Raw genomic sequence first — 18,940 nt, 5'->3', positions numbered from 1 at the left:
TATTGATGCATCCCATAATAGTTTTCCTTTTTTCCCTGATACTTATACTGTTTCTTACCGCAAGGTTGAGAATACATCCTTTTTTGGGTCTTATTTTAACATCAGTTATTACAGGCATTCTTGCAGGTGAAGCATCAACGACCATCGGTGTAATTACAAGCGGAATGGGAAAAGTCTTTTCCAATTTTGCAATTATTATCACTGCCGGAAGTATAATCGGCCTTATACTACACAGGACAGGCGGTGCTAAAATAATCGCCGCTGATGTAATCAGAATATCAAGAAAACCACTTTTTGGTCTCAACATCCTTGGGTTTGTCTTTGCTGTACCGCTTATGTGCTGCATCCTTGCTTATGTTATATTCATCCCTGTTGCAAAAGAAATCAGATTAAAAGAAGGTTTCCCAAAAGTACTAACCGCATCAATTCTTGTTTTTGGGACACTGGCATCATACAACCTTGTATATCCATCGCCTGTTATCTATTCAGCAGCTTTTGAACTTGGAGTTCATAAGAGTGATATATTATTACCGGGCATAGTTCTCGCATTTATAGTTTCCATGGTGGGCTACTTTTATGCTACAAAGTTCTGCATTTTTGGAAAAGAGGATGAACCTACATTAGAGAATGATATTTATGAACAGGTTTCCAGCGAGCTGGTCAATTTCGGAAGGTTTGCTGCCTACACACCAATAGGACTTCCTGTTGCACTTATTCTTGCCGATGTATTTACAAATATAACATTGTTCAATGTTCTGGGAGAGCCAGATATGGCTCTGCTCATTGGAGTGATTATGGCTATTTTGTTTGCATACAGACAATATAGTCCTGATAATGTAAGGGAATGGATTGAAAAAGCAGTTAAAAGAAGTGGCGTTGTCATTCTGGATATGTGTGGAGGAGGCGCTCTTGGTGCCATTCTCGCAACTACAGGAGTAGGCGAAGAGATGGGAAGACTACTTACAGGGTTGAATATACCTGCACTTCTTATTCCTTTCCTCATTGCTGTTGCAATACAGAGTGTCCAGGGTTCAAGGGTTGTCACAATGCTGGTGGCACCTTCAATAGTGATACCTCTTATGCCGGTTCTTGGATTACCTACAGAGATCGTGCTCTTTTCAATGGCATCGGGAACATTTCTTATTTCACATTTCAATGACCCGTTCTTCTGGATCTATAAAGATCTGGCAGAACTGGAAACCGCTGAGGTTCTGAAAAGTTATACACTGGGTGGTGCTGTGATGGGAATCATCAGCCTTACGCTTACGGGTGTAGCATATCTACTCTTTTACTGAATGAAAGCGCAAAGAAAAAATAGAAAACAGACTGCTAACTTAGAATAAATGAAAAAAAGGACCGGTAAAGACCGGTCTTCTGTTTTAATGCTTAATGATGTTCGTGTTCTTCTTCAGCTTTTTCTGTTTCCCATGCATCATGTGCCTGGTCAATGGAACCAAGGCACTTCTTGCAGAGCTGAACAGTGTCTTCCTCAGCACCCTTTGAGAATGAAGGTCTGCTGATTGTTACATCATGCAACTGTGCTATAGCACCGCAGAATTCGCATTTGCCTGCTGAGCCACAGCTTGGGGATTCAGATTGCTTGTCGAAGCTTTTCTTTGCAGCATTCAGGCATCCTTCACAAAGTCCCTGCCACATTCCATGAGGATAGGAGTGAGCATACTTTGGCTTGAAGACCTGCACCGGAACAACTGTGGGTATAGCGACTCCACACAGATTGCAATCTGCCATATTACATACCTCCGGGGATCAATACTTTTGCTGCTTCCATTGCCCAGTAGACAAACGGCTCGGACCAGAAACCAATCACAAGAACACCAATCACAGCTATTACAAGAGCGATTGTGTATGGAAGAGGCTCTGATACCTTGTCGGCATCTGTTGGCAGGAAGTACATGTATTTCACAATCTTTGCGTAATAGTATAGTGACAGTGCACTGTTAAGTATTGCGATAACAGCAAGCCATACAAATCCTGACTGTATGGTTGATGAGAACAGTACGAACTTGCTCATGTAACCTGCTGTGAGAGGTATACCGGCCAATGCAAACACAAAGATAGTCATGGAGAGTGCTGTGATTGGCATCCTCCTTCCAAGACCCCTGAAGTTGTCCAGATGGTCTGGGTCCTCAGCATCCTTGTTTTCGGACAGTACCATATACACTACCGCCGCGGTTGCTATGAAAGCTCCTGCCTTCATGAAGCCATGCGATAGTGCGTAGAGTATGCCACCACCAAGTGCCATAGGTGTGAGCACCACAAATGCCATTGAGATATAACCTGCCTGTGCAAGGGATGAATATGCAAGCATCCTCTTAACACTGGTCTGGGACAGTGCAACCACATTACCGTAGGTCATTGTCACGACTGCAAGAATAGCGAAGGCTATCTGCCATTCAGCCTGCAATGCGATCAGGGCAACGATAAATACCTTGAATGCAGCAACAATACCCATTTTCTTGGAACCTGCAGCGAGCAGGGATGAGACCACTGATGGTGAACCCTGGTATGTATCAGGTGCCCACATATGGAATGGCACAAGAGCAATCTTGAAACCAAATCCTGCTAGCAGAAGAATTACTGCAACAAGTCCGATCGGGTTTGTTACAAGGTCTCCTGCAGCTGCTGCAATTGCGGGAATGCTGGTTGTACCGGTCATTCCGTAGATGAAGCTTATACCAAAGAGCAGAAGGGCTGCCGAAAGGGAACCGATCATAAAGTACTTCATTGAAGCTTCAAGCGACTTCTGGTTGGTCTTCTCGAATCCGGCAAGTGCATAGGTTGCAAGACTTGCAAGCTCAAATGCGACGAAGAGGACCATGATGTCATTTGCAGATGCTACGAACATCATACCGATGGTAGCGAAAATTGCCAGGGAGAAGAATTCTTCTGTATGATTGTTGCCTTCTGTATACTTGATGGATGCAATCGCAAAAAGCAGTGCAACCACAAGGAAGACTATCTTGAAGAACTGGGACAATGCATCGATGGATATCGTGTCATTGAACATTGTCGCTTCGGTTCCGAGGCTGGTAACTGTCAGTACCAGCGCAATAAGGATACCCAGACTTGCAAGGTATCCAAGCATCTTCTTTGCACCAACTGGCAGGAAGAGGCCTATAAGCAATACAGCCAGGCCTGTTATAGCAAGTGTAAGTTCAGGAGCCAGTAACATCAGATCCATGAATTACACCCCCATAGCAGCCATGAGGCTGGTTATCTGTTCTGAATTTGTCAACATCATATCTAGCACCGGGCTTGGATTAAGTCCGAAGTACAGTATGAGTATTGCAATGATTCCCATTGACAATGTCTGATAACCATTGATATCAACAATTGTACCGAGTTTTTCATTGAATACACCGAACATTGCCCTCTGCAGAGCCCACAAGTGGTATGCTGCGGTTATCACGATTGCAAGCAATGCGATTATCACATAAGCCGGCAGGTTCACAAAGGAGCCTGCAAGGACAGATACCTCTGCAACAAAACCGCTGAGACCTGGCAGACCAAGGGATGCCATGAAGGTCAACACCATGATGACTGCCAGTTTTGGCATCTTCTGTGCAAGCCCTCCAAGGTCATTGATTATCCTTGTACCTGCAACCGTGTTAATGACACCGCTGGCCATAAACATAACACTCATGATCAAACCGTGTGAGAACTGCTGGAACATCGCTCCTGATATAGAAAGTGAAACCAGGCCAGCTGCACCAAGAAGTACGTATCCCATGTGACTTACACTGGAATAAGCAATCATTCTCTTGAGGTCTCTCTGTGCGAGCGCAAGGAATGCACCGTATATTATACTGATTGCACCAAGTGCTGCCATTATAGTTATCATCAGATTAGTTGATGCTGTGAATGGGAGCAGTGGGAGCATTATCTTGAAGATACCGTATCCACCGATCTTGAGCATTACAAAGAGCACACTGCCTGCGGTAGGTGCCTCGGTATACGCATCGGGTTGCCATGAATGGAATGGGAATACAGGGATCTTCACGATAAAACCGAACAGCAATGCAAGGAAGATGAGATCCTTCAACGTACCGGATTCAATGAACTGGAACTGGGACAGCAGAGTTGGAATATCCAGGGTTGGTGTTCCTGTCATGTCCCAGGCTGCGAAGTACAGTCCGAAGATTCCGAGCAGCATTACAAGAGATGCTACGTGGGTGTAGATGAAGAATTTGATTGCTGCGTGGTGTTTGTTGGGTCCACCCCAGATGCTCACCATAAAGAAGAGCGGTATGAGGGTCAGTTCCCAGAATATGTAGAACAGGAAGAAGTCCAGTGCTGCAAATACACCAATGACCGCACCCTCTGTTGCCAGAATGAGTGCATAGAACTTGTTTGGTGACTTCCTGTCGTCGTTCCATGTGAAGAGTATCAGGAATGGAAGTACGATTGCATTGAGAAGTATCAATGGCATTCCGATTCCGTCAACACCAAGATGATAGTTTATACCGAGGGATGGTACCCACTGGTACAATTCTTCAAATTGGGTATTTGCTGTCGTACTGTCGAAGTTGAAGTACATATACAGTGTAAGTATCAGTACTGCAACTGTGGTTACAAGGGCTATTGCTCTTGCCTGTTCTTTTGTTTTTGTAAGTAAAGTAAGTGCTGCGAATATCAGAGGTATCAGCACGATCAAAGATAATATCGGCAACATCAGAGTACCTCCAGAATCACTTTGATAAGGACTATCAGCAGACCTACTCCTGCCACCACATAGGTTGCATAGGTCTGTATCACTCCAGTCTGGAACTGACGCAGTGAATCTCCTGCCTCGAGTGTGAAGTCGCTTATCCAGTTAACAGTCCAGTCAAATCCGGTATCTATCGCACGGCCTGCACATGCAAGGCCTTCATAGATGACCTTTACAGAGAAGAAATCCGTGTAGATCGCATTCTGGTAGTATCTGTTGTAAAGAAGCTTGTATATCGGATTATTCCTTGAAACAAGGTTATCCATGTTAACTATCTTCATTCCGTATATCAGGTAAGCAACCACAAGACCTGCGACTGCAACTATCACTGGCATCCAGAGAATGAGCAGTGGCTCATGTCCTGCATGTTCTGCAAGGTGGTAGCCACCAAGTGATGCAAGTTCGGAAATGTCCACATGCACGAAATTGTTCATGAAGGTATCACTTACAAAAGTGTTGAATGTCTTTGAGGCCAGACCACCAAAGAACAATGCGAACAATGCAAGGATTGAGAGCGGGATAGTCATTGATATAGGTGACTCATGTCCTCCGTAATCCGTACGTGGCTTGCCGAAGAATGTCATGAAGACCAGCCTGAATATGTACAGGGAAGTCAGCAATGCTGCAACGATAGAGAACAGGTATGGCAACCACATTCCACTTCCCTCAGCAAAGAGGTATGCACTCTCGATAATAGGATCCTTACTGAAGAAACCACTGAAACCAATGATTGTACCAGGTATACCGAACCCTGCAAGTGAAAATGCTGCAATGATCATTGTTGCTGCCGTTATCGGCATGACCTTGGCCACACCTCCGAGCTGCCTCATATCATGAGTACCTACTGCATGGATAACGCTACCGGCACACAGGAAAAGAAGAGCCTTGAAGAATGCGTGGTTGATCAGGTGGAAGAGTGAAATACCGACTGCTTCTGCGCCTATCGCAGCTCCGACACCAAGACCGAGCATCATGTAACCGAGCTGGCTGATAGTGGAGTATGCAAGTACACGCTTCAAGTCATTCATTACTATACCCATGGTCGCTGCGAAAATCGCTGTGAAAGCACCGAGGTATGCAACTACCAGCAGGGAGCTTGGTGCTGCTATGAACATCGGGAACGTCCTTGCAACCAGATAGACACCGGCTGTAACCATTGTTGCTGCGTGGATGAGAGCTGAAACGGTCGTAGGACCTTCCATTGCATCAGGAAGCCACACATGAAGCGGGAACTGACCTGATTTACCTACCGCACCACCGAAGAAGAGCAGTGTTATGATAGTAATGTGACTCACTTCCATTCCGAGGATGTTTACATGCATTGCTGCAATTTCCGGAATTTGAGCGAATATCTCATCGAACCTGAGTACGTAGACACCATCGGGAACTGTGCCACCGTAGATCTTGAAGAGATCTGCGAAGAGTATGACAATACCTGCAAGGAACATCACGTCACCGACCCTGGTTGTCAGGAACGCCTTCTTTGCCGCACTGGCAGCGGAAGGCTTCTGGTACCAGAAACCGATAAGCAGGTATGAACATACACCTACAAGTTCCCAGCAGATAAAGAGCTGCAGTATGTTGTCTGAAAGAATCAGACCCAGCATTGAAGCTGTAAACAATGCAGTCTCTGCAAAGTATCTGGAAGGTGCTTTGTCATGTGACATGTAGCCTGTCGAATATATGTGGATAAGCAGACTGACAAATGTCACCATTGAGAGCATTACAGCTGCAAGCGGATCGATAAGAATACCGATATTAAACATCGCAAACCAGCTGTAAGACTGATTAATAACTTCTTCAGGATTCTGAAGCAGGTTTATTGTTATGAGCAGGGATATCACACAAGATGTCGCGATCGCTGCTATAGGAATTATCGCACCGCCGGTAGGCAGTTTCTTCCCGAGGAAGAAGGTCAGCACAAAGGCAAGTGCGGGTAATAGTGGTATTAAGAATGCTAAATCTTCAACTGCCATTTTTACCACCTCAATACGTTAAACGCGTCAAGATTGATAGTGTCCTTCATCCTGAAGATTGCCATGAGTATCGCAAATCCGATTGCAGCCTCACATGCTGCCAATGCTATGGAATACATAGCAAATACCTGACCGGTAAGGTCTGCATTGTAGCTTGAGAATGCAACAAGATTGAGATTTGCAGCATTAAGCATAAGCTCGACACTCATCAGCATGCGGATACCACTGCGTTGAGTCATGAACCCATAGAGACCTATGGAGAAGATGATAACAGCAAGTCCTATGTATAGTTCAACCGGAATCATTGCTTACCATCTCCTTTTGCCATGTAAATAGCACCCATCAGTGAGGACAACAGTACGATCGAAAGAATCTCGAAGGGTACCACGAAATCAGTGAATATCAGTACTCCGATTCCCTCTATGTTACTCTGGTCGGCAAGGTTCTGTGGGAGTTGGTCAACAGATGGCCAGCCAGTTGAAGCAACTGCCACAAGTATGACTGACAGGAACAGAAGCGCAACTACCATACCCAATATACGTGGTTTCAGATAGTTATACGCAGACGTGATTATCTGCATCAAGGAGAATGAGATTGTTTTATTCAACATCTGAACCAAACTCCTTCTTTGTAAGCATAACTGCGAACAGGATCAGTACTCCTATTGCACCGACATATACCAGTACCTGGACAACACCAAGGAACTGTGCATTGAGCAGTATATAGAAAGCTGCAATAACAAACATTGCAACTACCAGCGCGATTGCCGCCCTTACTACATCTTTAGAGGTCACTACAAAGAGTGAGAACACTATCGATACGAGTGCCAGAATCGCAAAAATGATTAATTCGATTATTGTGCCTATTGAGGTGTCCATCTGCTCACCTCCTCTCCTGCTTCTTCTTCAGCATTAATGTCAACTTCTCTCGCCAGCATATCAGGCGTAAAGAGAAGGTCCTTGTGGTTCCAGCGAATGACACCTGTCAGATACACCTTTGTGCTTGACAATGCCTCTTTAGGACACTGGTCGATACAAAGACCACAGAAAAGACAGTGGCCGACATCTATTGCAGGGAACCACCTCTGCTTGTTACTGTCAGGACCTATGCGTGCCCTGACTATCTTGATAGCATTGTTGGGACATGTGTTGGCACATATTCCACAACCTATGCATTTACTTTTATCAAGTTTCTGTAAGCCCCTGAACCTGTCTGAAAGCTTTGTAGGAACTTCCGGACACATTCTCGTAACAGGAGGGCCGAAATAAATGTTCTTAACGGCTTTAATTACATTTTTGATAACCATCTATTCACACCCCCAGCAAACCCAGTCCGATTACCCATCCGAGGTTAAGGAGGGATAAGGGCAGAAGTCTCTTCCAGCTAAGGTCAACCACCTGGTCGATCCTGAACCTTGGGACAGCCCACCTGACCATGATAATTCCAAGAATTACCAGTGCTACCTTCAAAAGGAAGAAAGCTGTCGGGAGTATCAGACCAAGTACAGGGTTAGCAGTCAAAGCTGCAGGCAGGTTCCAGCCACCTAGGAACAACAATGTAAGGAGCATTGAGCCAAGTATCAGGTGAATATATTCTGCGAAGAAACAGTAACCGAATCTCATACTTGTGTATTCGGTCATCCATCCGGCAATGAGCTCTTCCTCGGACTCATTCTGGTCAAAGGGAAGACGACCCATGTCTGCCATAAGAGCAATGAAGAACACAATGAATCCCAGTGGTTGCTTGATTATAAACCAGAGAGGACTTTGTGCTTCTGCGATCTCTACAATATTCAGTGAACCTGCCATTACAGCAACACTTACGATACAGATACCGAGTGGAACCTCGTATCCGATCATACGTGCAAAGTTCCTGAAAGCACCAAGAACAGAGTATTTATTGTTCGCACTGTATGCGACCATGAAAATACCGATTATAGAAATAGCCGACATGGCTTCAATGTAGAGGATACTGATATCCATTTCTGTTGCCACTATCGGGTAACTCACACCATCTATTATTACTGCACCGAAGGGAATTGCCACCAGCATGAGGAAAACAGATGCCAGGAGGACAATAGGTGCGGAGACAAACAACAGTTTATCGGCATTTTTCGGGATAATATCTTCTTTCGTGAACAGCTTGATAGCATCGGCAACGAGCTGGAGTAATCCGTGAGGACCTACCCTCATAGGACCATATCTCTGCTGGATATCTGCAGAGAGTTTACGCTCAAACCATATGACTACACATGCACCTGTGAAGACGACACCCATGAGACACAGACCAATAATAGCTCTTACTAAAGGATTGAAAAGAATTTCCGGTAATTCCATAATAATCACCTGTCAACCTCACTGGTACATGTGTCCATACTTCCGGCAATCGCTACAATATCTGCAACCTTGACACCTTTGAGAAGTGGTGGCAATGTCTGCAATGTAGGGTATACCGGTCCTCTGACCTTCACACGGTAGGGTTTGTCCGATCCATCGGATACCATATAGAATCCCATTTCTCCTCTTGGGTCCTCCACACGATGGAAAACCTCTCCTGCGGGGATTCTCATGACCGGTGATCTCTTGCCATACGGAGTATCCTCCGGGAAGAGTGGTCCTGATGGCATCTGGTCAAGGCACTGTTCAATGATGTACATGCTTTCACGCATCTCATCCAGACGTACCTGGATTCTGGCGTAGACATCGCCGGCTGTCTCTGTGCATACCTTGAAATCAAGGTCATCGTAAACAAGATAAGGTTCATCCTTACGTATGTCAAAAGGAACTCCTGTTGCCCTGAGTGGTGGTCCAGACACTCCGAGATCCTTTGCTACATCTGCTGTGAGTACACCTATATCTTCAGTTCTTGCCTTGTAGATCTCGTCGGTACTATACAGCTCTTCATAATTATCAACAGCCTTCCTCAGGTTTCCAAAGACGTACTTTACATCGTCCTTAAAGCCCTCTGGAAGATCATCCTTTACACCACCAAAACGCAGGTAACTGTGTGTGATACGTGCTCCTGTAACGGAGTCAATAAGTGACATCACATCTTCCCTGTCCTTGATGGTATACATAAACATACTCACGAATCCAATAAAGGACGCATACTCCCCCATACCAAGTATGTGGCTCTGTAATCTGGAAAGCTCTTCCATGATCACACGGATGTACTGGGCTCTTTCAGGAACTTCTATGCCTGCAAGTTTCTCAACACAGCCAACGTATGCCTCTTCATTGGTCATCGCTGCAAGATAACAAATCCTATCCACGATGGTAATACCCTGAAGATATGTCTTGTTTTCAAGGATCTTTTCAATACCCTTGTGGATAAAACCCATTTCTACCTCAGAGTCCACAACGGTCTCACCCCTCAACTTCGCATTCAGCCTGAATGGGCCTGGCAGCATGGGATGTTGTGGGCCAAGGTGCACAATCATTTCAGAAGGTCCAACTTTTTCATCCATAATTAAACCTCACACCAAATTCCTGGCAGTCTTGTTGGGGAAGCCTTCGTAATCCTTACGAAGTGGCCACTCACCGAGCATCTCTGTTGGAAGAACAAGAGGTCTAAGGTCAGGGTGGTTAAGATACTTCACACCAAACAGTTCGTACGTTTCTCTTTCGTACCAGTTCGCATTCCAGTATACAGGTACTACGGATTCAATCTCCGGGTTATCCCTTGGAAGGAGAGCCTTCATGGTGAGTACAACCGGGTGTTCGTAAGAACCTATTATATATATTACTTCGATCTCGTTCCTGTCCGGATAGTCAACTCCGAATTCACAACAAAGGTGTCCGAAAGACAGGTCTTCCTTGAGGTAGCGGCATACTTCCACTACGTTTTCAGGCTTCACTTTGGCAATAATCCTGATGTCTGATTCGATACCTGTATCAAATATGTCATCAGGGAACTTGCCGGTGAGTGAAGCAATAATAGAATTAGCATCCATTGATTCACCTCAATAATCAGTACCCTTATCCTTCTTTGCTTCAATTTTCTTCTGAAGCTCAACAAATCCCTGGATCAGGGCTTCACATCTTGGAGGACATCCCGGAACAAAAACATCTACAGGGAATATCTCATCGACATTCTGGTGGGTACTGTATGACTCATAGAAAGGTCCGCCACTGATCGCGCAATCTCCAAAACATATGACCCACTTTGGTGCAGGCATCTGGTCCCAGACTCTTTTCAGGGCTGGCAGGTATTTCTTTGTCACATACCCACTGATGATCATTACATCAGCATGTCTTGGGGAGTTACGTGGAATAATACCGAAACGATCAGTATCATAGTGTGCCATACCTGTGGCAAGGAGTTCCACACCACAGCAACCCATTGCGTTTACCATGAACCACAATGAATTTTTCCTACCCCAATTGAGGACGTCCTGAACTTTGGTCTTTTTGAGGAAGTCGGCGAGGGCATTCGAGTCGGTGAGTGCTACACCCGGAACGTCATCGTATCTTACGACTTCAGGTTCAATTTGCTCTACATCATCCATTTAAGAGCCTCCTTCTTCAACAGGTAGACGTAGCCGAACAATACAACAAAAATAAAGACCAACATTTCGACGGTTGCTATCTCGGTAATTCCATGCCCTTGGAAAATAGTAGCCCATGGATAAAGGAACAGGACTTCTATATCAAAGAGAACAAAAGCAATGGCATAAAGATAATACTCGACATTGAACTGTATCCTCGCATCTCCTATAGGGAGAGAACCAGCTTCGTATGTCTGATATTTTGCTGCGGATTTACTCCTCGGACTCAACATTTTTACAAGAAACATTGTCAGGGGAGGCATCACTAATGCCACAACAAGAATGATTGCAACCGGTATGTAACTAAATATTATGTTACTGATATCGATTATTTCTGACATAACAATTCTCCTGAGAGTTATTACGTAGACTTATTATATGTATAAAACACCTTCCGTGCAGTTTTTCATATAAATAAATCTACAATTTTATGAAACAAATCATATCTTTTGATATATTTTTCAATAGACTGAGTTGGATATTAGTTGATATTAATTCATTATATTTAAATTGTCTTAATTACGATGTTGAAAGCCTGAAAAGCAAGCCAATAAATACTAGTATAGAAAAAAAGAAATTAATTAAAATTGATTGCAGGAAAAAAAAGTAAGTCACACACTTTTTGGAGAGAAATACTTCTTGATGACAGTGTCACATTCAGAACATGAGATGACCATCCAGTCACCAAGATCCATGCGCTTGTATTTATCAAAAATTGAAGCATTGCATCCAGGACATACGTAATAATCCTTGAAGTAGTAATGATAGAAATGCGGTGTTTTTTCCAGCCACTCAAGAACCTTTTGCATGTGCTCGAAATAACGTCTTTTTGAAGGATGTCCAGTATCATTTACAAGTGCATCTGAAACACGAGCACTGACATCTTTTGTATGCCGGTCTGATTTCTGCGAGATCTTTTTGTAATCAGAGATATACTTTGAAGTGTTATTGAGATAATTCAAATAAGCACCATGTGCCTTCGGTTCGCTTTTCCAGATCGCACGAAGAAAATACTCACCCATAACATCTTCCATGATATCCGCGCAGGTAGTACAGATATTGTACCCTTCATAAAGTTTAAAGTCCTGCAATTCACTACATATATCACAAGTTTCCACGTAACACCCTCCCCTTATTTATCTTCTTTTTGTATACCTACTTAAGAGACTTTGGTGTCATAGCCTCACGAGTAAACATTATAGGAAATATATTAAGCACTGCCAGCAGGTCACCCTCTCTGACTTTGCCAGACTCCTGGCCCAGTACGTAGGCAGAATTTATTATACGCTCACTGTCAACCGGCTTGGCACCACCCTTTGCACCTACCTTGACCAATGAAACAACTGCATGATGGGTGAAAGTACATGGAAGAGCAACCATGTCCGGTTCCAGGTGTATTTCTCTTATATTGATTTTTTTGAATTCACCTGCACGTACCTCAGTATCCTCATTCGAGATCACCATTTCCCATTTTGCACGGGTTGCCATGGTAAATTCATATGGTGCGGCCTTTACTTGCTTAGATGACAATTCTCCATTTTCTCTGGAGACAACCTGGATCACTTCTTTCTTCATAAAACCACTAAAACGAAACTAACCTGTAACTATATATAAATTTTGCATAAACATAACGAATAATCATGATATAAGATAGTCACTTTTTAAGAATTATACAACTTACTTCTTTATGGCACTTTGTTGTCAAAATGCTTTGAGAATCCTTTATACCATCCATATTCCCCAGTACCTGCAAAACATTTTCCTTCAGTGAATGTATATCAAATGTCCGCACTTTCAGTAATATATCATAAGGTTCAAGTAATTCATATATTTCCAATATGTCATCGATATTCTTTAGGCGGTTTATTATATTGATTCTTTTGTTCTGCTCAATGTTAACCCCTATAAAAGTCGTGACATTCAGGCCAACCTCTGTGGTATTCACTTTGACAGTAAACTCATGAATAGTACCTGTTTCACGCATTTTTTCGATTCTTTTGTGCACTGTAGATGTCGCCAGGCCAAGATCGGTTGCAATTTCAGTACTATGCATCCTTGAATTCTTGGAAAGGCGTTCTAATATCGCGAGGTCAACGTCATCCATGATAATATAATTATATGTCCATAATAATAAATATTTCCGTTTGAATCAGCATATCCAACAATATGTGACTTTTATGCAAATAATATCATCTGAAAAACCAATACAACAAAAAACAAAATCAAATAAAGAACAATAAGGCTTTTTATTGTTGAAAACGTTATACAATAAAATCCGGTGAATATACTATGAAAGTGAACGAAAACTGTGTAGGATGTGGCCAATGCATTGCCTTTTGTAAATTTAATGCTATTGAAGTGAGAGGAAAGGCAACTATGACAACTGCCTGTGCAGAATGCAGAGCATGTATCGCATACTGCCCGGTTAAAGCAATTGAGGCATAGAATGAAGGCAATAATTATCGGTTCTGGACTTGGAGGGCTTTTGAGCGCAGCTAAACTTTCAAATTCAGGATATGAAGTAGAGGTCTTTGAACGTCTTCCGATAATAGGCGGAAGGTTCACCAATATACCATACAAAGGTTTCCAGCTAAGCACCGGCGCATTACATATGCTCCCACATGGACCCACCGGACCTCTTGCACAACTTCTTGAAGAGATTGGAGCAAATGTGGAAATCGTTCGTGGAAAACCGGTCTCAGTAATAAGGATTCCTAGAAAAAAAGGAGACACTGATTATAAGTACGGCCATAAAGACCTTCTTTTCGAGAACTTTAAGGTTCCATTTACCCTACTAAACCGCATCAAACTGATGTATTACGCAATTAGCACCCGTAAAACCCCCCCTCGGGGAAAATCCTTTGAGCAATGGTGCAAAGAGCATATTGACCAGGACTGGACGTATCGTATTTCAGATTCTTTCTTTGGATGGGCACTCAGTCTGAAAGCTGCAGATATACCCGTCGAAGAAGCTTTTGCAATTATTGAGAACCTCTACCATTTTGGAGGACCGGGCGTCCCAATGGGAGGATGCAAGGCGATCACAGATGCTCTTGCAGGCGTGATTAGATCAAACGGAGGAACAATACACACATCCTCAGAAGTTACAGGCTTTAAAATCGAAGATGAAACTATCAAAGGCGTTATTCTCAATGAGAAAGAGTATCCGGCAGATATTGTAATAAGTGATATCGGCCATGTGGCTACATCCTGCACGATAGGTGGAAATACAGAGATTTCCGGCATGGAAGAATATGCCCACAAAGCAGATACACTCAAGCCTTCTGCAGGAGTCAAGATATGCCTCTCTTCAGACAAACCACTTATAGGGCATGGAGGAGTATTACTCACACCCTACGCTAAGAGAGTTAACGGAATAAATGAGGTCACAAACATAGACCCAAAAATGGCACCGGAAGGAAAACACCTTACTATGGCACACCAATGTGTTCACTGGAGTGACATGGATAATCTCGATAAAGAAATAGAATTGGGACTTGAGGATCTAAGAGATATTTTTGCAGGAAAGGAATATGAAGTACTTCTGATACAATCATATTCAAATGAATGGCCTGTTAACAGGTCACCCTCGGGTGCAGACCTTAACAACAAAACACCAATAACAAACCTTTATGTAGTAGGAGATGGAGCGAAAGGTAAAGGTGGTATAGAAGTGGAAGGTATTGCGCTTGGAGTTAAGAACTGTATGCAATTAATAATAAAATAGTTATTATAAAAAATGAAATTGATTAAACTTATGTAATTGTTGTATCAAGGAATTTACAATGGATGAATTTGTCACATTTTGCCGAAATGTTTTCGTACCTGTCACAAATATCTGCAGAAATAAGTGCGCATACTGTACATTCAGGCGTGACCCTGATGATCCACAAGCACAACTGATGCACATCGAAGAAATTCTGCCAATCCTTGAACAGGGAAAGAAAGCAGGATGTACAGAAGTGCTTTTTACTTTTGGAGAATATGCCGAGGAAGTACCGGAATACAAAAAATGGTTAGATGACCAGGGTTATTCCAGTACTGTCGATTATATTTGCGAACTTTGCAAACTGGCAATCGATAAAGGCCTTTTACCACATACTAATGCGGGCGTATTGAACTATACGGAACTGGAAAAACTAAAAGCCTTTAATTCCAGTATGGGACTTATGCTTGAAACAACCGCAGAAGTTGCCGCACATGAAGGATCACCTGGAAAAGTGCCGGCCCAAAGGATCAAGACAATACGCTATGCAGGAGAGTTACGCATTCCTTTTACAACTGGTCTCCTCGTGGGCATTGGTGAAACCCTTGATGACAGGATCAATTCCCTGCTGTCTATCGCAGACTTACACGAAGAATATGGTCATATACAGGAAGTGATCATACAGAACTTCACGCCAAAACCGGATACCACCATGGCAGATTTCCCCGCACCTACAGAAGAGGAAATGATGCAGACCATATTGATAGCAAGGGAAATACTCCCAAGTGACGTGGCCATTCAGGTAGCACCAAATCTTATTGATCCTTATCTTTTGATACAATGTGGTGCCAATGACCTTGGAGGAATTTCCCCGACAACTATTGACTGGATAAATCCGGAAGCTGAGTGGCCAAGTGTGTCAGAGCTAAGAAAAATGGTGCAGGAAGTCACACTTAAGGAAAGGTTGCCTATTTATCCACAATACATTAAAAAAGGGTGGTATAGCGATATCCTGAAAGAACTTATAAATGATCTTTCAGATGAAGATGGCTATCGGAAAATATGAGTTCCGACCGGGGCACACAATTTAAATACAAGAGATAAGTATCGGAGAAAATATGAACCCTATTATTCCGAGTGATATTATTGAACGTGCCTATAAAGGCAAGATCACAAAAGAAGATGCACTTTTTCTTTTGACGATCCCTCCGTTCAAACTTTTTGAATTTGCTGACAGGTTACGGCAGGAAACAGTAGGTGATACTGTTACCTACGTAGTCAACCGCAATATAAACTTTACAAACCGATGTATTGGAACCTGTGGTTTCTGCGCATTCAAAGACAATACAGGATATGTATTGGAGATCCCACAAATACTTGAAAAAGTAAGAGAAGCAGAAAACCTTGGAGCAACAGAGGTTTGTATCCAGGGAGGATTGCTTCCAAATGTCGACATCAATTTTTACACAGATATAATAAGGGCGGTTAAAACAGAATACCCACACATCCATACACATGCATTCTCACCTATGGAAGTGTATCATGCTGCAAAACAGAGTGACATAACTGTTGAAGAAGCCCTCATGCACCTTAAAGATGCAGGACTGGATACCATGCCGGGAACTGCGGCGGAGATTCTGTCTGACAGAGTCAGAGATATAATCTGCCCAGGGAAACTCAAGACTGACGAATGGATAGATGTAATCACCAAAGCCCACAAAGCAGGAATAAACACAACTGCAACCATTATGTATGGTCACATCGAAACGATCGAAGAGCGTATTGACCACATGATGATAATAAGAGATATACAGAAAAAGACAGGTGGCTTCCATGAATTCGTGCCATTGACCTTTATGCCCTACAATAACAAAGTGGGTGATGAAATGATAAAGGCCGGAAGGTATGCGACCCCTGGCATGGAAGATCTGAGATTATATGCCCTTGCACGCATAATACTTAATACACACATAGGGAACATCCAGGCAAGCTGGGTCAAGCTCGGAAAGAAACTTGCCCAGGTAGCCTTATTCTGTGGTGTTAATGACCTTGGAGGAACCCTGATGGAAGAAAAAATATCAAGTTCAGCCGGTTCAACAAATGGTCAATTCATGTCCGCACAGGAATTGGAATGGTTCATCGTTTCATCAGGAAGGCAGGCACTTCAAAGAAATACCTCATATAAACCAATCATCAATGCCAGCAACCATGAACAGATGAAACTCAAGGTCGCCTGAGGAAACAATGTATTCTACCATTACAGACGATATTATCGAAAGGGCATACAACGGTGATATTCGCAAAGAAGATGCGATGACATTGCTAGATTCAAGCCCTTTTGAACTTTTTTCCCTTGCAGATGACTTGCGCTACAAAACAGTGGGAAACGATGTCACATACATCACTAACCGCAATATATACCTCACAAATATGTGTGCAGGAAATTGTGGTTTTTGTGCATTTAAGGAAAAAGAAGGATACATCCTTTCAACTGATAAAGTGCTCGAAGAAGTTGAAAGGGCACATAGTGCAGGAGCTATAGAGGTTTGTGTCCAGGGAGGATATATCCCACAACTCAACATGGATTATTATACTGAGATCTTTGATGCTATTAGTTCCAATTATCCTTCAATGAACATACATGCCCTTTCACCGATGGAAGTATTCCATGCTGCAAGAATGGAGAAAATACCAGTTGGTGAAGCTTTCAGTATTTTGAAAGAATGTGGAGTAGGTACATTGACGGGAACGTCTGCTGAGATACTTGCAGACCGCGTAAGGAAGATAATTTGCCCAACCAAAATTACAAAACAACAGTGGATAGACACAATTAAAGCTTCACATAATGCAGGCCTTCGGACAAACGCAACCATGATGTACGGACACGTGGAAACTGCTGAGGAAAGAATAGACCACATCTTCACTATCCAGAATATGCAGAAACTTACCGGCGGATTCACCGAATTCATCCCCATGGCCTTTATGCCATACAACAACAGGATAGGAGAAGAAATGATGCAAGAAGGTAAGTTCATGACCACGGGTATTGCTGACCTCCAATTGCAGGCCATTTCAAGAATAATATTGTACAAGCATATTGATAATATTCAGGCACCGTGGGTGAAACTTGGAAAGAAGTTAGCACAGGTTGCATTGTCCTGTGGAGCTAATGACCTTGGTGGTACTCTTATGGAAGATAAGATCACAGTTGCTTCCGGAGGAACTAACGGAGAATATACCCCGGCGGCCGAAATAGAGTGGTTGATTCGCCAAACAGGTAGAACGCCAAAACAAAGAAATGCACTTTACGAGGCAGTATTATGAAAGCATTGATCCCCTATAAAAAGAAAAATGCCAAATCAAGGCTTTCACCTGCGCTTACCCAAGAGGAACGGGAGGAATTCGTAGAGCTGATGTTAAGAGATGTAGTTGGTACCCTTAAAGAAGCTGAAATTGAGGAGATAGACATACTCACGACACTTGACAATGGAGTACCGAAGGATCTGGAGACAAACGTAGTACTTAGTGAACATGACCTTAACGAAGCTATCAATGACTATCTAGGTTATGAAAAAAAACCTATATTCATAATAATGGCAGATCTTCCCCTTATAAGAGCTAAACACATAAAGGAAATATTGGCAAGACCAGAGGACGTAGTAATCGTTCCTGGGAAAGGCGGAGGTACAAACGTCGTATTCATAAAAGACCCTTCGAATTTCTATGTTAAATATTATGGATCCAGTTTCCTTAACCACTGCAATATAGCAAAAGAACGGAACTGTTCGGTGCATATTTATGATTCTTTCCTATTAAGTACAGATATCGACGAACCCCATGACCTTGTAGAGATAATGCTTCATGGACATGGAAATTCCCGAGAATATATAATAGAAAGATTTGATATGAAAACAGGCAAAGCAAGAGCCAGAATAACTGCCCCTTGTGATGCATAAACCACTTATAGTGCTTATACTATAATG

Annotated in this window: 23 protein-coding genes; 7 read left to right on the top strand and 16 right to left on the bottom strand. The window is 43.0% G+C overall.

Annotation, left to right across the window (positions count from 1 at the left end; translation table 11 throughout):
• Positions 1–5 precede the first annotated feature (5 nt).
• Positions 6–1,295, top strand: coding sequence for a GntP family permease (locus V7O67_RS05880; RefSeq protein WP_342305781.1), 1,290 nt, complete (start codon positions 6–8; stop codon positions 1,293–1,295).
• 91 nt (positions 1,296–1,386) lie between these two features.
• Here V7O67_RS05880 and fpoO read toward each other — a convergent pair whose 3' ends face one another.
• The 16 genes from fpoO to V7O67_RS05800 form a co-directional block, all read right to left on the bottom strand.
• Positions 1,387–1,749, bottom strand: coding sequence for a F420H2 dehydrogenase subunit FpoO (fpoO, locus tag V7O67_RS05875; RefSeq protein WP_406671215.1), 363 nt, complete (start codon positions 1,747–1,749; stop codon positions 1,387–1,389).
• A 1-nt stretch (position 1,750) separates the two neighbouring features.
• On the bottom strand, positions 1,751–3,202 hold the full coding sequence (fpoN, locus tag V7O67_RS05870; RefSeq protein WP_406656692.1) for a F(420)H(2) dehydrogenase subunit N: 1,452 nt from the start codon (positions 3,200–3,202) through the stop codon (positions 1,751–1,753).
• Positions 3,203–3,205: 3 nt separating this feature from the next.
• Positions 3,206–4,693 carry a F(420)H(2) dehydrogenase subunit M gene (gene fpoM, locus V7O67_RS05865; protein ID WP_406656691.1) on the bottom strand — a complete coding sequence of 496 codons (1,488 nt, stop codon included), beginning with the start codon at positions 4,691–4,693 and terminating at the stop codon, positions 3,206–3,208.
• Entirely contained in the window at positions 4,693–6,705 is a 2,013-nt protein-coding gene (gene fpoL, locus V7O67_RS05860; protein ID WP_406671213.1) for a F420H2 dehydrogenase subunit FpoL, read from the bottom strand. Before fpoL ends, fpoM begins: the two co-directional genes overlap by 1 nt.
• A gap of 2 nt (positions 6,706–6,707) precedes the next feature.
• The gene (gene fpoK / locus V7O67_RS05855) at positions 6,708–7,010 is read right to left on the bottom strand and encodes a F420H2 dehydrogenase subunit FpoK (RefSeq protein WP_406656689.1); all 303 of its coding nucleotides are present in this window, start codon (positions 7,008–7,010) and stop codon (positions 6,708–6,710) included.
• Positions 7,007–7,315, bottom strand: a complete 309-nt coding sequence (gene fpoJ / locus V7O67_RS05850) for a F420H2 dehydrogenase subunit FpoJ (RefSeq protein ID WP_406671212.1) — start codon at positions 7,313–7,315, stop codon at positions 7,007–7,009. Before fpoJ ends, fpoK begins: the two co-directional genes overlap by 4 nt.
• A complete protein-coding gene (locus tag V7O67_RS05845) occupies positions 7,305–7,583 on the bottom strand; it encodes an NADH-quinone oxidoreductase subunit J (RefSeq protein ID WP_406656687.1) in 279 nt (92 codons plus the stop codon). Before V7O67_RS05845 ends, fpoJ begins: the two co-directional genes overlap by 11 nt.
• Positions 7,568–8,011: a F420H2 dehydrogenase subunit FpoI gene (gene fpoI, locus V7O67_RS05840; protein WP_406656686.1), complete on the bottom strand. Its 444-nt coding sequence runs from the start codon at positions 8,009–8,011 to the stop codon at positions 7,568–7,570. Before fpoI ends, V7O67_RS05845 begins: the two co-directional genes overlap by 16 nt.
• 4 nt (positions 8,012–8,015) lie before the next feature.
• The gene (gene fpoH, locus V7O67_RS05835; protein ID WP_406656685.1) at positions 8,016–9,041 is read right to left on the bottom strand and encodes a F420H2 dehydrogenase subunit FpoH; all 1,026 of its coding nucleotides are present in this window, start codon (positions 9,039–9,041) and stop codon (positions 8,016–8,018) included.
• A gap of 5 nt (positions 9,042–9,046) precedes the next feature.
• Positions 9,047–10,171 carry a F420H2 dehydrogenase subunit FpoD gene (fpoD, locus tag V7O67_RS05830; RefSeq protein WP_406656684.1) on the bottom strand — a complete coding sequence of 375 codons (1,125 nt, stop codon included), beginning with the start codon at positions 10,169–10,171 and terminating at the stop codon, positions 9,047–9,049.
• A gap of 9 nt (positions 10,172–10,180) precedes the next feature.
• A complete protein-coding gene (fpoC, locus tag V7O67_RS05825) occupies positions 10,181–10,657 on the bottom strand; it encodes a F420H2 dehydrogenase subunit FpoC (RefSeq protein ID WP_406656683.1) in 477 nt (158 codons plus the stop codon).
• Between the two features lie 9 nt (positions 10,658–10,666).
• On the bottom strand, positions 10,667–11,212 hold the full coding sequence (gene fpoB / locus V7O67_RS05820; protein WP_406656682.1) for a F(420)H(2) dehydrogenase subunit B: 546 nt from the start codon (positions 11,210–11,212) through the stop codon (positions 10,667–10,669).
• Positions 11,200–11,592 (bottom strand): F420H2 dehydrogenase subunit FpoA, encoded by a 393-nt coding sequence (fpoA, locus tag V7O67_RS05815; RefSeq protein WP_406656681.1) that lies wholly within the window; start codon positions 11,590–11,592, stop codon positions 11,200–11,202. Before fpoA ends, fpoB begins: the two co-directional genes overlap by 13 nt.
• Before the next feature lie 270 nt (positions 11,593–11,862).
• Positions 11,863–12,369, bottom strand: coding sequence for a hypothetical protein (locus V7O67_RS05810; protein ID WP_342305797.1), 507 nt, complete (start codon positions 12,367–12,369; stop codon positions 11,863–11,865).
• A 37-nt stretch (positions 12,370–12,406) separates the two neighbouring features.
• Entirely contained in the window at positions 12,407–12,826 is a 420-nt protein-coding gene (locus V7O67_RS05805) for a DUF22 domain-containing protein (protein ID WP_342305799.1), read from the bottom strand.
• A 79-nt stretch (positions 12,827–12,905) separates the two neighbouring features.
• On the bottom strand, positions 12,906–13,355 hold the full coding sequence (locus V7O67_RS05800; RefSeq protein ID WP_342305801.1) for an Lrp/AsnC family transcriptional regulator: 450 nt from the start codon (positions 13,353–13,355) through the stop codon (positions 12,906–12,908).
• 185 nt (positions 13,356–13,540) lie between these two features.
• On the opposite strand from V7O67_RS05800, the gene V7O67_RS05795 reads away from it, so the two are divergent.
• From V7O67_RS05795 to cofC, 6 genes are read left to right on the top strand one after another with little or no spacing between them, the layout of a single operon-like run.
• On the top strand, positions 13,541–13,696 hold the full coding sequence (locus tag V7O67_RS05795) for a 4Fe-4S binding protein (RefSeq protein WP_342305803.1): 156 nt from the start codon (positions 13,541–13,543) through the stop codon (positions 13,694–13,696).
• A 1-nt stretch (position 13,697) separates the two neighbouring features.
• Positions 13,698–14,978 (top strand): NAD(P)/FAD-dependent oxidoreductase, encoded by a 1,281-nt coding sequence (locus V7O67_RS05790; RefSeq protein WP_342305805.1) that lies wholly within the window; start codon positions 13,698–13,700, stop codon positions 14,976–14,978.
• A 58-nt stretch (positions 14,979–15,036) separates the two neighbouring features.
• Complete coding sequence (cofG, locus tag V7O67_RS05785) at positions 15,037–16,023, top strand: 7,8-didemethyl-8-hydroxy-5-deazariboflavin synthase subunit CofG (RefSeq protein ID WP_342305807.1); 987 nt, start codon at positions 15,037–15,039, stop codon at positions 16,021–16,023.
• A 52-nt stretch (positions 16,024–16,075) separates the two neighbouring features.
• Positions 16,076–17,194: a 5-amino-6-(D-ribitylamino)uracil--L-tyrosine 4-hydroxyphenyl transferase CofH gene (cofH, locus tag V7O67_RS05780; RefSeq protein WP_406671209.1), complete on the top strand. Its 1,119-nt coding sequence runs from the start codon at positions 16,076–16,078 to the stop codon at positions 17,192–17,194.
• A gap of 7 nt (positions 17,195–17,201) precedes the next feature.
• Complete coding sequence (gene cofH / locus V7O67_RS05775; protein ID WP_342305810.1) at positions 17,202–18,281, top strand: 5-amino-6-(D-ribitylamino)uracil--L-tyrosine 4-hydroxyphenyl transferase CofH; 1,080 nt, start codon at positions 17,202–17,204, stop codon at positions 18,279–18,281.
• Entirely contained in the window at positions 18,278–18,913 is a 636-nt protein-coding gene (cofC, locus tag V7O67_RS05770) for a 2-phospho-L-lactate guanylyltransferase (RefSeq protein ID WP_342305811.1), read from the top strand. The genes cofH (V7O67_RS05775) and cofC overlap by 4 nt, the downstream gene beginning before the upstream one ends.
• The last annotated feature ends 27 nt before the right edge of the window (positions 18,914–18,940 follow it).

Source organism: Methanolobus sp. ZRKC4 (assembly GCF_045291305.1).
Classification (GTDB): Archaea; Halobacteriota; Methanosarcinia; order Methanosarcinales; family Methanosarcinaceae; genus Methanolobus.
Note: the sequence above shows the minus strand (reverse complement) of the source record. Positions and strands in the feature narration are given on the sequence as shown.

Coding starts and splice junctions, on each gene's coding strand:
- V7O67_RS05880 (WP_342305781.1), top strand. CDS start 6: ATGCATCCCATAATAGTTTTCCTTTTTTCCCTGATACTTATACTGTTT.
- fpoO (WP_406671215.1), bottom strand. CDS start 1,749: ATGGCAGATTGCAATCTGTGTGGAGTCGCTATACCCACAGTTGTTCCG.
- fpoN (WP_406656692.1), bottom strand. CDS start 3,202: ATGGATCTGATGTTACTGGCTCCTGAACTTACACTTGCTATAACAGGC.
- fpoM (WP_406656691.1), bottom strand. CDS start 4,693: ATGTTGCCGATATTATCTTTGATCGTGCTGATACCTCTGATATTCGCA.
- fpoL (WP_406671213.1), bottom strand. CDS start 6,705: ATGGCAGTTGAAGATTTAGCATTCTTAATACCACTATTACCCGCACTT.
- fpoK (WP_406656689.1), bottom strand. CDS start 7,010: ATGATTCCGGTTGAACTATACATAGGACTTGCTGTTATCATCTTCTCC.
- fpoJ (WP_406671212.1), bottom strand. CDS start 7,315: ATGTTGAATAAAACAATCTCATTCTCCTTGATGCAGATAATCACGTCT.
- V7O67_RS05845 (WP_406656687.1), bottom strand. CDS start 7,583: ATGGACACCTCAATAGGCACAATAATCGAATTAATCATTTTTGCGATT.
- fpoI (WP_406656686.1), bottom strand. CDS start 8,011: ATGGTTATCAAAAATGTAATTAAAGCCGTTAAGAACATTTATTTCGGC.
- fpoH (WP_406656685.1), bottom strand. CDS start 9,041: ATGGAATTACCGGAAATTCTTTTCAATCCTTTAGTAAGAGCTATTATT.
- fpoD (WP_406656684.1), bottom strand. CDS start 10,171: ATGGATGAAAAAGTTGGACCTTCTGAAATGATTGTGCACCTTGGCCCA.
- fpoC (WP_406656683.1), bottom strand. CDS start 10,657: ATGGATGCTAATTCTATTATTGCTTCACTCACCGGCAAGTTCCCTGAT.
- fpoB (WP_406656682.1), bottom strand. CDS start 11,212: ATGGATGATGTAGAGCAAATTGAACCTGAAGTCGTAAGATACGATGAC.
- fpoA (WP_406656681.1), bottom strand. CDS start 11,592: ATGTCAGAAATAATCGATATCAGTAACATAATATTTAGTTACATACCG.
- V7O67_RS05805 (WP_342305799.1), bottom strand. CDS start 12,826: ATGAAGAAAGAAGTGATCCAGGTTGTCTCCAGAGAAAATGGAGAATTG.
- V7O67_RS05800 (WP_342305801.1), bottom strand. CDS start 13,355: ATGGATGACGTTGACCTCGCGATATTAGAACGCCTTTCCAAGAATTCA.
- V7O67_RS05795 (WP_342305803.1), top strand. CDS start 13,541: ATGAAAGTGAACGAAAACTGTGTAGGATGTGGCCAATGCATTGCCTTT.
- V7O67_RS05790 (WP_342305805.1), top strand. CDS start 13,698: ATGAAGGCAATAATTATCGGTTCTGGACTTGGAGGGCTTTTGAGCGCA.
- cofG (WP_342305807.1), top strand. CDS start 15,037: ATGGATGAATTTGTCACATTTTGCCGAAATGTTTTCGTACCTGTCACA.
- cofH (WP_406671209.1), top strand. CDS start 16,076: ATGAACCCTATTATTCCGAGTGATATTATTGAACGTGCCTATAAAGGC.
- cofH (WP_342305810.1), top strand. CDS start 17,202: ATGTATTCTACCATTACAGACGATATTATCGAAAGGGCATACAACGGT.
- cofC (WP_342305811.1), top strand. CDS start 18,278: ATGAAAGCATTGATCCCCTATAAAAAGAAAAATGCCAAATCAAGGCTT.